A 12,321-nucleotide genomic window follows, 5' to 3' on the forward strand; every position below is an offset into this window, starting at 1 on the left:
GGGGAACAGATTTACCTTGTCCCTACCATTTTTAAAAAATAATGATTGAAAAATCAGGGACTTAGGACAAAAAGATGAAAAGCATTTTGCAAAAGTTGAGTTTCATTATACTTTTGCAAACCGAAACGACACAAATCGGCTTCGGAATCAGCAAAGATCACAGAGGAGTGGCAGAGTGGTCGATTGCGGCGGTCTTGAAAACCGTTGTACCGCGAGGTACCGGGGGTTCGAATCCCTCCTCCTCTGCATAAAAAAAGTCTGACATTGAAAAGTGTCAGACTTTTTTCATTTATCCCCAATCGATTTTTTTAATTATTTGGTGAAATCGAAGTAAAGCCAAAACCGAGTATAGAGACCTTGGAACAGGCACAAAACTGGACTGCTGTAAAAAAGTCAGGTAAATAACTTCCCGAAGAGATTCTCAGAAAGCCTATTTGACCTTATGCCGGTTTTCAATTCGGTTCTGTTCTATGTCCTTGAAATACTTATAAGTCGCAACCTTTAAGTCATCTGTCGCTGCCTCATCACATACGATCATCGATTTGGGATGCAATTGAAGAGCACTGATGGTCCACATGTGAGACACTCCACCTTCTACAGCCTTGTGAAGTGCTCTTGCTTTCTGATGACCGCTAACGATAATCAGCACTTCCTTGGCATCCATTACCGTTCCTACACCTACAGTAAGCGCCAATTTTGGAACCTTATTGATATCGTTTTCAAAAAATCTGGAATTGACCAATCTGGTTTCCGAGTTCAGGGTTTTCACCCTCGTTCGTGAACTAAGAGAAGAACCCGGTTCATTAAAGGCAATATGCCCGTCTATACCAATCCCTCCCAGAAATAAGTCGATCCCACCTACTGCTTTGATTTTTTCCTCATATCGCCTACACTCTTCTTCCAAATCCTCACAGTTTCCATTCAAAATATGTATGTTTTCTCTAGGGATATCAATGTGATCAAAAAAGTTGATATACATAAATGAGTGATAACTCTCTGGATGGGATTCAGGCAACCCTACATATTCATCCATGTTGAAAGTGATGACATTTTTGAAGGAAACTCTGCCATCTTTATGAATACGAATCAGCTCTCTGTAGGTGCCCAATGGCGAAGAACCTGTAGGCAATCCAAGAACAAAAGGCGTAGAACTTCTTTCTTGATGCCTTTGGATTTTCGCAACAATGTATTCCGCTACCCACTTTGATAGCATCTCATAATCATCCTGGATGAGCAGTCTCATTTATCAAATATTTTTTAATTGGACGTCAAAGTTTATCTAAATTTTCACATAAACAATCTCATAAAAATAAAATAATTTTAAAAAACCGGATTGGTATTTCAGACCAACGCTGCTCAAAAAATCATAAATCAACGTAATCCAAATCCATTTGGATCACACAATGTGGCTTTTAAAGCCCTTCAATGACAAAGGTAATTTTCAATTCTATTCCCCTTCGAAAAAATACTGAGGTAAAAAAACAGTGATTATGCAATCTTTGACTCCGAATACAAATCATAGGCCGCTATAAGCAGTTGCTGGCCCGGGCTACTTCCATAGGGCTCGTAATCTTGAATTTCCTCTCTACTTTCCACAAATACCGGCTGGTATTTTGATTCTATATCATCCCAAATAATCAGCATATATGCATAGGGAATCTTTCTGGAACGACCCATTTCAAACCAAGAGTCAAAAAGGGATTCATCAAGAGCCTGTGGATAATCTGGACCGTCAAACATGGCAGAGAATAGATTTGTTTTAGGATGGAAAGGCAAGTTAGGGCACGAGTACCGGAAAGAAAAAATCCCGGAAAAATTTACCTTCCCGGGATTGTAAAGCTTTAATTCCAATACCTCTTATTTTCTCTTTACAGACATAATCTTTTCACCAAAATGCATCTGACCAAAACGGTCAGTCGCTTTTATTTTGATCACATGTTCTCCCTCCGGAAGGTTAGCCGGAATACCTATCCTCCACAGGTGCTTGCTTGCTTGAGGATTAGAGGGTCGACGTCCATTTAGCAATTCCTCGGAGGTATCCCAAGAAAACAAATCCACCAAATAGGCCGGATCATAATCCTCCACTTGGGTCATTTTTCTCCATTCACCTTCTCCAATTTTCACCATCACCTCATCTCCCTGAGAGCCCATAAAGAAATTCACAAAAATTCCTGCGGAAGTTCCTTTACCAAACTCAAGTACTTTTGGAGCAAAAATTTCCATCTGGTAATCACTGGACTTACCGGCCACCTGATAGCGTACTTTATAGGAATTCCCATCAAAATCAATCAATGCATAGCCCTTTGGTGTTCCGTCTCGCATAGTAGAAACAGGCACACCTTTTACATTCAACACGCCTTTATACCAATCCCCTGATGTGGTTCCGACATTGTAATGATGATGAGGAGTGGATTGAGCCCATCCATCTTTTTGAAAGAAAAAGTCCTGTTTCTGCAAATGAGTATGGGCAGAAAGTGACAAGGTGTATGGGTAGTCCTTTAATACATCAAACAAAAACTGTCTGTCCTCATCTCGGAAACTGTCCCCCTCTTCTGAAAGAGGGATATGCATGGCCAACACAATCAAATGGTCCTTTGGTACGAATTGAAGATCATTTTTTACAAATTGAAGCTGATCGGGCCTCATCCCTCCCCAATAGCTTTGATTGTCTCTAGGGTCCGGCCATAAAATGTCATCCAAAATGATAAAGTGAACTTTCCCAACATTGTAGGAATAAGTGCTTGGGCCAAAATGAGCTTCAAAGGTCTCATCGGCTAATTCATCAGAAGTCACATCGTAGTTCTGGTCATGGTTGCCCATTACATTGTACCAAGGCAATCCAACCTTGGCCACGGCTTTCGCATACGGCTTGAACAGCTCCAAATCATCCCCTACTAAGTCTCCAAGTGACAGGCCAAACGCAACGTTTTCTATCCCTTCCACCTCATCAACAATCCCTTTTTCAAAGAATCCCACTTCCTCCAATGTATAGGGCTGAGGATCTCCGAAAATCAAAGCCGTAAACTCCTCTCCTTCCTCTTGCTTGTAGAGCGGAAAGTTAATGGACTTAGGCAAAGGCCCCGTAGGATCGGATCCCTTGTATTTAAGTTCTGGCGATCCTTGGGGTTTATGAATATAATAGTACTTCGGCTGGTTGAGCTCATTCAAGGGCATGGCGTACCCAGAAGGCTTGACAACAAACAGCAACTGCCCCTCCGAAAGGGGAATTTCATAAAACCCTTTTTCGTCAGTTTGCACCAGGTCTATTCCATTAGAAACGCTGACACCACTGACTCCAACTTCTTTTCGTTCTTTTTTACCATTGGTATTCTCATCCACAAATACCTGTCCCTTAGCAAGGTCTTGAGCGAATAAAGGAGCCCCAATTATCATTAGCACTCCTCCTAGCATATATAGTTTTTTCATTTTCATTATAGACATTCAATATTGTTTTCAAATCCCAGTAGAGAATCACAGGTTTTCAAAAATATAGAGACACTGTTAAGTTTCTTCCCGGTTTAGTTTAAGCATTTATTATTTCATTTTTACTGGAATTCCCTGTTTCAAAACCAATAAACGATTTGCAGAATGAATTCCCTTCAACTTTTTTCCAGTCCTCCAAAACCAACTGATTGATTTCCCTTTTTCCCCGAAATAGATTGGTGTTCAAGCAGGAATTAAACTAACATCACGAAGAAAGAACTGCTCGACTTTAGGTGATTGTAAAGTTTCATAGAAATTGTTTTTTGGATCGGAAATGATATTCCCGTCTTTGTTTCACTTTTAATACAAATACTCTCAGTGAAGTTCTTGAAGGTAAGGAATCAAATTTTGAAACCCATATCCATTTAGGCATCAATCTGAAGAAGATTTAATTGGCTTGCCATTTTCTTTTTGCACCAACCAAGTGAACAAAAAGCCTAAAAGAAAAATAGTCATGGTCCCAACTACAATTGTCATATTGGTATGAAGTTGAGATCTGAAAATACTTCCCTCTGAAAACAAAACCGGGGAAAGACTGACCCAAGCAATTGCCAAAACACCTACAATCATAGCTGGAATTACGTTTGGCTTTTTGGTTTTATTAAGGATCAATCCCAGGAAAAACAATCCCAGAATACCTCCACTAAAAATCGAAGAAAGAGCCCACCAAGCTTCAAGGGCGCTGGAAACGCCATTAAAAGCCAACCCCACTAAAACACTCAATCCCCCCATTGTCAGGGATGCAATTCGCAAGAAACGCAATGACTGTTTCTCAGAAATCTGGGGGTTGATATAGCGTTGGTAATGGTCGGAAAGCAAAAGAGTAGCCGAACTGTTGATGCTGGTTGACACCGTACTCATTCCAGCGGCAAAAACCGAAGCAATCAATAGGCCTGTCAACCCCAGTGGTAATTCGGATGCAATAAAATGAGGAAAAACCTTATCTGCGTTCCCAGAGAGCTGGAGTTCAGCGGGCAGATTTTCGGGGTTTGCCTGATAAAAACTGTAAAGTGCCGTCCCTATGAATAAAAAAAGAAAGGAAACCGGGATATAAAGCAAGCTTCCCAACAAGGTGGATTTTTTGGCCTCTGCATCAGTTCTGGCACTAACATAGCGCTGCACATAACTTTGATCCACCCCAAAATTCTGAAGATTAATAAACAGTCCATAAACCAAAACCATCCAAAATGTCGAAGTAGTAAAATCCAAATCCATACTTCCTAGGCTGAATTTTTGATTTTCCATAGCAATTGAAAAAACCTGAGCGGGCCCCTCCGGCATAGATACAAAAATCACCACAATGCACGCAATTGCACCTGCAATCAGTAAAACTGCCTGAACGGCATCGGTCCAAACTACAGCCTCAATTCCTCCCAACATGGAATATAAAATTACAGAAACACCGGTCACTACTATGATCAGACCAACATCCCAACCCAACAGTGCGTGCATGGGCAAGGCCAACAAGTACATTATTGCGCCCATTCTTGCCAACTGGGTCAAAAGGTAACAAACGGAGGCATAGGTTCTCGCCCAGGGACCAAAACGCTCTTCCAAATAAAAATAGGCCGACTCACTCCTGAGACTTCTGTACAAGGGCACAAAATACCGAACCGCCATATAGGCGGCAATGGGAATGGAAATTCCAAATACAAACACATTCCAATTCGACTGATAGGCATTGCCCGGCAAAGCTAAAAAACTGATACTGCTTACATAGGTAGCAAAAATTGACATTCCGAGAGCCCAGGCAGGAAGTCGTCCTCCCCCGGTTTGGAAATCGTTGGAAGTCCTTCCTTTGAAGCTAAAAGAAACTCCGAACAAAATAATTCCCAACAAGTAGACAAAGAAAACTACAAGGTCAATTAAGGGAAGCTGCATGAGTCATAGGAATTGAGATTATTTAAAAAAGGCAGGACTAAGAACTCAATATAAGGAAGCTCTTACTTAATTCATGCTTCACTCATAAAAAAGGACAAAAAATGGATAATTCACTTCCACATCTCTAAACTGTAGAACAAGAAACTGGAATGACATGCAAGTAGACATTTATATTAAATCTCAGCAAAGGGTATTCAAATGGTTTTTACAATCTTCCAAAATCTCAAGCAATCCTTCCCCATTAAAAGGTTTATTATAATATCCACTGACTACTTGATAGGAAAGCCCCTTATTTTTATCAATTTGACTTATGGAGCTTGTCAAAATAACCACAATATACTTCTTCCTCAGCGTGAAATTCAATTCGGAAAAAATCTCTAAAAACTCCCAACCATCCATATCAGGCATATTCAAATCCAATAACACCAAAATAGGAGATTGTTCATCACCCGAACCTTGGAGTTCCTCACTTTCCATATATTCCAAAATCTGTCTTCCGCTATAAAATGACTTCTTGCCACACTGGACCCCGATTTTATCCAAAAAACGACCAAAGATAAAATGACAGCCAGGGTCATCATCTACTAGAATAATATCCTTAAAGTTTATATAATCACTCATTCTAACCTGGTATTCATTTAGGCAAACTACATAATCAATATTAACCCAAATCAATAGTACAACAAATGGATTTATGACAAGAATCAGTGAAAAAATTTGGATAGCATTTTTCCCAAAATGAAATACACTTTAGGAACAGCATAAAAAACCCGAATTCTACATAATTTATATTAAAGGCATTTTTTCAAAAATCTTACTTCTATTAGTGATATTATTCATTCCTTTAAAACAAAACTTCCAATTCAAAATGCGAACACTTTTATTCTTCTTAATTATTTCAATCATTCCAATCCCAATCCTTGAAGAGCCCCTTCAAACCAAAACCCTTGCCTTTGAAATCATCAAGTTTGTAGATGGGGATACATTTTGGATCAGAAACGAGAAAGGTGAAGACGAAAAAATCCGATTGATCGGAATAGATAGTCCTGAATCAAGAAGAACAGGCCGCACCGAAATTGAATACTATGGAAAAGAAGCGTCGGAATACCTCAAAAACTTGCTTTCTGGGAAAGGGGTCGAATTGAAATACGATGTCCAACGCTATGACCGGTATGGAAGAACTTTGGCTTATGCCTACCTTGAAAATGGAACTTTCATCAATGCATTGCTGGTCGCTCAAGGCTATGCACAGGTTGCTACTTTTCCTCCCAATGTAAAATACGCCTCTTACTTTATTCAACTGGAAAGGGAAGCTAAAAACCTAAAAAAAGGAATGTGGCAAGATCCCTCCTGAAAAAATGCAGGAAACCACCTCCGCTAAAACAGGCCAAAAATTCAAATTAGTTACTTAAATTCAATTTCACCCAAACCCAAATCAGCATGATGAAGAAAACACTATTTACGGGGGTTTTCTCCTTATTCAGTCTCTTATTTTTATTTTCCTGCCAACCCGAAAAAACTCCAATCCAAGGTTTGGAGGAAGAAGTCGAAGTCTTTCGTGACGAGAATGGCATCAACCATATCTATGCACAAAACGAGCGGGATTTGTTTTTTGCCCAGGGATACCTGGCAGCAAAGGACCGCCTCTTTCAGTTTGAACTGTGGAGAAGACAAGCAACCGGGACACTAGCTGAAATTCTTGGTGAACGAGAATTGGAAAGGGACAAAGGAGTTCGATTGTTTCAGTTTAGAGGCGACAAAAAAACCGAACTTTCACATTACCACCCCCGGGGAGAACAGATTGTGGATGCATTCGTCTCAGGAATCAATACCTACATTGAGGAAATCCGAAACAACCCAGAATTACTCCCAGTGGAATTCCAACTGTTGGGGATTCAACCCGAACCCTGGACTTGGCAGGTAGTCATATCCAGACATCAGGGACTTTTACAAAATGTCACCGATGAACTCGATATCAGTAGGGTTGTGAGTCAAATTGGAACAGAAGAGGCTAAAAAATTATACTACTTCCACCCTAACGAACCAATCCTTGACATTCCCGGCCAAATCCCCACCGAGCTCCTTTTCAAGGATATTCTCGCCCCCTATCAGGCCTTTAGAAAATCCGTCAGTTTTAAACCAGAAGATATAGTCCAGAAAGCAAGGGCCGAAAACACACGCTATGAACAGGAACTTTTAGCCATGCTGGAAGAAACACGGGAAAACATCGTTCAGGATCGATTTTCATTAGGAAGCAACAACTGGGTGATAAGCGGAAAACTAACCGAAAGTGGATTTCCCTACATGGCAAATGATCCCCATAGAGCCCAAGCTGTTCCTTCTCTCCGCTATTGGGTCCATCTAAACGCACCTGGCTGGAATGTAGTCGGAGGAGGAGAGCCTGTAATCCCAGGAGTATCCATTGGACACAATGATTACGGTGCATGGGGACTTACGATCTTTCAAACAGATAATGAGGATTTGAAGGTCTACACCCTTAATCCAGAAAACCTTTTGGAATATAAATACAAAGGCGAATGGCTGAAAATGACTTCCATACAGGATACCATTTCAGTTAAGGATAAGGAGAATGTCATTACCACACATTATTATACCCTCCATGGACCAGTCACTTTTATAGACTCGGCCCTTCACAAAGCTGTGGCTGTACAAGCTGCCTGGCTGGAACCTGGAGGGGCTCCTTACCTCGCCAGTTTGAGAATGGATCAAAGCAAGACTTGGGAGGAATTCCGGGATGCATGTACTTACAACCATATTCCTGCAGAAAATATGATTTGGGCAGATAAAGAAGGCAATATCGGCTGGCAATCCACGGGAATCCCTCCAATCAGAAAAGGATTCTCCGGTCTGATAGCCTCCTTGGGAGACGGGTCACAGGATTGGGACGGATACCTTCCAATTGCAGATAGACCTCATTTGGTTAATCCTGAAAATGGTTTCATCGCTACTGCCAATGAAAATGTAAGTCCTGAGGACTATGAGTTTCCGGAAGCCCTTGGATTTCAGTGGGCAGACAATTTCAGAGGAGAGCGCATTCGGGAAGTTTTAGGCAGTGGTCAAAAATTCACTTTGGAAGACATGGGAAGACTTCAAAATGACTACCTCTCTCTTCCAGCCCGGCAGCTAGTTCCTCATCTACTTTCCCTGACTTTTGAAGACAAGAGAGCGATCGCAGCCCAGGACAGCTTGAAAAACTGGGATTTAGTATTGGACAAAAACTCAATCGCAGGTGGAATTTATGTCATGTGGGAACGAAAAATCCGGGATCAATTCAACCAAGCTGTTCTTCACCCTGAAATCCGTAACAACTTCGGAAGCATCCAGATGACCCGAATCCTACAATGGGTCGAAAAACCGGAGATCATTTTTGACTCCAATCCCATTGAAAAAAAGAACCAAATTCTAAGCGATAGTTTTCTCGAGGCCCTAACTGAATTAGAAACCAAACTTGGTCCGGACATGAAGCAATGGCAGTATGGACAAACCTCCTACAAGCATGCTCTGATTCAACACCCCTTGAGCCTGGCCCTATCCCCGGAATGGCGAGAAAAACTGGACGCAGGTCCAATTGCCCGGGGAGGCTACAGCTACACCCCCGGAGCCAACGCCTATGGGGACAACAATACCTCTGGAGCTTCCTTCCGGATTCTAGTTGACACCAAAGACTTGGAAAAAACAAAAGGAATCAATACTCCGGGTCAATCCGGAAATCCCGATAGTCGCTTTTACAAAAACCTATTCGAAACATGGGCAAATGATGGATACTTCCAGGTCTTTTTCGATAAGGAAAAAATTGAAAACTCTGCGGTTGAGTCATTCACATTTACTCCCAAAGAGTAGTTAGGTAATTGGCTCACGGCTTTGATAAATTGCAGATAAAAATTAGTTTAGAAATAATTAACAGCCCTTTTTCCAAAACTAGTAAACCTATGAAAAATCTATTCCCAACCCTCGGAGTTCTGTCGGTTTTGATTTTTTCCTGCAACAGCCCCACTAGACAGATCAGCAGGGAGGAATATGCCAAACTCAGTGATCTGCAGAAGCGGTCGGTTGATTTTGCCTTAGCGGGAATAGAGGTTCCGGATGAGCGGCTTGAACTCACTCTTTTTGCCTCTGAACCCATGATGTCCAATCCAACCAATATGGACATTGATGACCGGGGAAGAGTATGGATAACGGAAGCCTATAATTACCGGAATCAGCTGAACCCAAGAAATCCCATCAAGGAAGAAGGTGACAGGATCCTGATATTGGAAGACAGCAATGGGGATGGAAAAGCAGATTTTTCCAAAGTATTTTACCAAGGAAGTGATATCAATGCGGCATTGGGAATTGCAGTTTTGGGAAACAAGGTGTTTGTTTCTGTCAGCCCCAATGTCTTTGTTTTCACAGACGAAAACGGGGATGACATCCCTGATAAAAAGGAGATTCTTTTTACCGGAATTGGAGGAGTACAACATGACCACGGAATGCATGCTTTCACCTTTGGCCCAGACGGAAAACTCTATTTCAACTATGGAAACGAAGGAAAAGGCCTTCACAAAGCTGATGGAAGCCCCATTTTAGATCCATTGGGAAGACCAGTCAATTCCGAAACCCGGCCCTATCAAGAAGGGATGGTTTTCCGGAGTGACCCCGATGGAAGCAATCCTGAAATACTTGCCTGGAACTTCAGGAACAATTACGAATTGGCTGTGGACAGCTATGGAAGGATGTGGCAAAGCGACAACGACGACGATGGCAACCGCAGTACCCGAATCAACTATGTGATGGATTACGGCAACTATGGTTTCAAAGACGAAATAACCAAAGCCGATTGGAGAATTCGAAGAATCAACCTGGAGGACTCTGTATTCTATCAGCACTGGCACCTAAACGACCCCGGAGTTGTACCCAATCTGCTCCAGACTTATGCCGGCTCACCAACAGGAATCGTCATCTATGAGGGGAAATTACTTCCAGAAGAATACCAAAACCAGATTATACATGCAGACGCTGGCCCCAATATCGTCAGGGCTTATCCTGTAGAGAAATCAGGAGCGGGTTTCACGGGAAAAATCGTCAACTTGATCGATGGAAATAACCGAGACCAATGGTTCCGTCCATCGGATGTGACCGTGGCACCTGATGGTTCCCTCTTTGTATCAGATTGGTATGATCCAGGTGTAGGTGGGCATGCAGTCGGAGACCTGGATAAAGGCAGAGTTTACAGACTTGCCCCAAAAGGCCATCCCTATCAAATAAGCACTCCTGATTACTCTTCCCCTGAATCCCTGATCGAGCTCCTTCAAAATCCGAACCGAGCTATTCATTTCAAGGCATTCATGGCTTTGGTTGAAATGGGGGAAAAAGCCATTCCTGAATTAGAAAAACTCTTCTCCTCCCCTGACAACAGAATGAAAGCCCGTGCCTTTTGGGTATTAAGCAAAATGCCAAATGGCAATGATTACATTTTGAAGGCGGCGGGCGATGAGGATGAAAATATCCGGGTAGCAGCTATTCGAGCCTCAAGGATCAATAAGCTAAATGATCAAGAATTTCTCCTAAAAATGGCTGGAGACCCTTCCTCTCATGTTAGAAGAGAAGTTGCCTTTGCGATCCGCTACCAATCCCAGCCAGAAGTTTGGGTTCAGTTGGCCGAAGGCTATTCAGAAGGGGATCGATGGTACCTTGAAGCCTTGGGCATCGGGGCTGAGGGACAATGGGACAGCTATCTAAATAATTATTTGGAGAGCAAGGACAATTGGATGGATTCTCCAGAAGCAAGAGATATTGTCTGGAGATCAAGATCCCGACAGTCTGCCGATTTGCTCAAACAACTGATCCAGGCAAATTCGGGGGATGCTCGGCTTCGCTACTACCGTGCCCTGGATTTTCAAGAAGCCTCAGCAAAGAATTCAGCTCTCAAATCATTACTGGATACTAAGGGTGAAGTGGACGAAGTGATCATTTTACGGCAACTCAGCTTCAATTCTTCCCAACCTGACCCGGCTGTTTTGACATTAGCTAAAGAAAAGGTGGGAGAGGTCCAAAACGATGAGGACTTTCTCGAAATCCTTGATAAATACAAATTGAAAGATCAAAAAGAAAGGCTTTTGGAGCTGGTCTTTCAGAATAAAGTAAGAAAGACTGCCAATTCAGCAGCCACTATTTTTGCAGAACTATATGGCTTAAAAGAAATCGAAAAGTACTTCAACCAAAAGGATGAAGAAAAAACCAAAGAAGCACTGGACAAATTCGGTGTAGTGGATTCAGATGAAATGGCAAAATCCCTTACAAATATTTTCCGAGACCCTTCCCGTTCACTTGAAATCCGAAAGGCTGCCATGCAGGCAATGAAGGGCTGGAATTCGGAAGCATATCTTTGGAGCCTTTCCCAAAAGGATGAAATTCCAGAGGAAGTAATGCCAGAGGCTCGTGCCATCCTGCTTTCCACTTGGCATTCGGACATCCGAAAGGCTGCAAATGAGAAATTTGGAACAGGAGCAACCACCGGATACGACATGCAGCACGTACTTTCTGCATCCGGAAATCTTGAAAAAGGAAAAGCGATTGCTGCTGCATATTGTCTTTCCTGCCACAAAATGGGGGATCAGGGAATTGATTTTGGTCCGGGTCTGACACTGATTGGAGATAAACTTTCCCGAGAAGGCCTGATCAACGCCATCATCAATCCAAATGAAGGAATGGGATTTGGTTACGAAACCCAACTCATCAAATTCAAGGATGGAAAAGAAGTTCGGTGTATTGTCAATTCCAGAACTGAAAATGATTTAATTGTCAAATTGATCGGTTCGGGTGATCAAACCATCTATAAACTAGCAGATATTGAATCTGTGACCAAATTGAATGAATCCCTGATGCCAAGTTTTCCTCTTCCTGAAAATGAACTCATCGATTTGGTGAGTTATCTGGAAACACTGAGAAAGTAACAAA

At 42.1% G+C, this 12,321-nt stretch carries 8 protein-coding genes and 1 tRNA gene; 4 read left to right on the forward strand and 5 right to left on the reverse strand.

Annotated elements, in window-relative coordinates; all coding sequences use genetic code 11:
- Positions 1-161: 161 nt before the first annotated feature.
- Positions 162-246 (forward strand) — tRNA-Ser (locus tag P2G54_RS06045).
- Positions 247-430: 184 nt separating this feature from the next.
- On the opposite strand, the gene nagB is transcribed toward P2G54_RS06045, so the two are convergent.
- From nagB to P2G54_RS06070, 5 genes are all read right to left on the reverse strand, one after another.
- Positions 431-1,243 (reverse strand): glucosamine-6-phosphate deaminase, encoded by an 813-nt coding sequence (gene nagB, locus P2G54_RS06050; RefSeq protein WP_275869197.1) that lies wholly within the window; start codon positions 1,241-1,243, stop codon positions 431-433.
- 245 nt (positions 1,244-1,488) lie between these two features.
- Positions 1,489-1,740 carry a hypothetical protein gene (locus tag P2G54_RS06055; RefSeq protein ID WP_275869199.1) on the reverse strand — a complete coding sequence of 84 codons (252 nt, stop codon included), beginning with the start codon at positions 1,738-1,740 and terminating at the stop codon, positions 1,489-1,491.
- Between the two features lie 117 nt (positions 1,741-1,857).
- Positions 1,858-3,441 carry a calcineurin-like phosphoesterase family protein gene (locus tag P2G54_RS06060; RefSeq protein WP_345795462.1) on the reverse strand — a complete coding sequence of 528 codons (1,584 nt, stop codon included), beginning with the start codon at positions 3,439-3,441 and terminating at the stop codon, positions 1,858-1,860.
- Between the two features lie 414 nt (positions 3,442-3,855).
- A complete protein-coding gene (locus P2G54_RS06065; RefSeq protein WP_275869201.1) occupies positions 3,856-5,364 on the reverse strand; it encodes a sodium:solute symporter in 1,509 nt (502 codons plus the stop codon).
- Positions 5,365-5,544: 180 nt separating this feature from the next.
- Positions 5,545-5,985: a response regulator gene (locus P2G54_RS06070; protein ID WP_275869203.1), complete on the reverse strand. Its 441-nt coding sequence runs from the start codon at positions 5,983-5,985 to the stop codon at positions 5,545-5,547.
- Between the two features lie 247 nt (positions 5,986-6,232).
- Between P2G54_RS06070 and P2G54_RS06075 the strand changes: the two genes are divergently transcribed.
- The 3 genes from P2G54_RS06075 to P2G54_RS06085 all read left to right on the forward strand — a co-directional run bounded on the left by P2G54_RS06075 (position 6,233) and on the right by P2G54_RS06085 (position 12,317).
- Entirely contained in the window at positions 6,233-6,718 is a 486-nt protein-coding gene (locus P2G54_RS06075) for a thermonuclease family protein (RefSeq protein WP_275869205.1), read from the forward strand.
- A gap of 86 nt (positions 6,719-6,804) precedes the next feature.
- On the forward strand, positions 6,805-9,225 hold the full coding sequence (locus P2G54_RS06080) for a penicillin acylase family protein (RefSeq protein ID WP_275869207.1): 2,421 nt from the start codon (positions 6,805-6,807) through the stop codon (positions 9,223-9,225).
- 89 nt (positions 9,226-9,314) lie between these two features.
- A complete protein-coding gene (locus P2G54_RS06085; RefSeq protein WP_275869209.1) occupies positions 9,315-12,317 on the forward strand; it encodes a PVC-type heme-binding CxxCH protein in 3,003 nt (1,000 codons plus the stop codon).
- The last annotated feature ends 4 nt before the right edge of the window (positions 12,318-12,321 follow it).

The sequence above is a fragment of the Algoriphagus sp. CAU 1675 genome (assembly GCF_029222925.1).
In the GTDB taxonomy this organism is placed as follows: Bacteria; Bacteroidota; Bacteroidia; order Cytophagales; family Cyclobacteriaceae; genus Algoriphagus.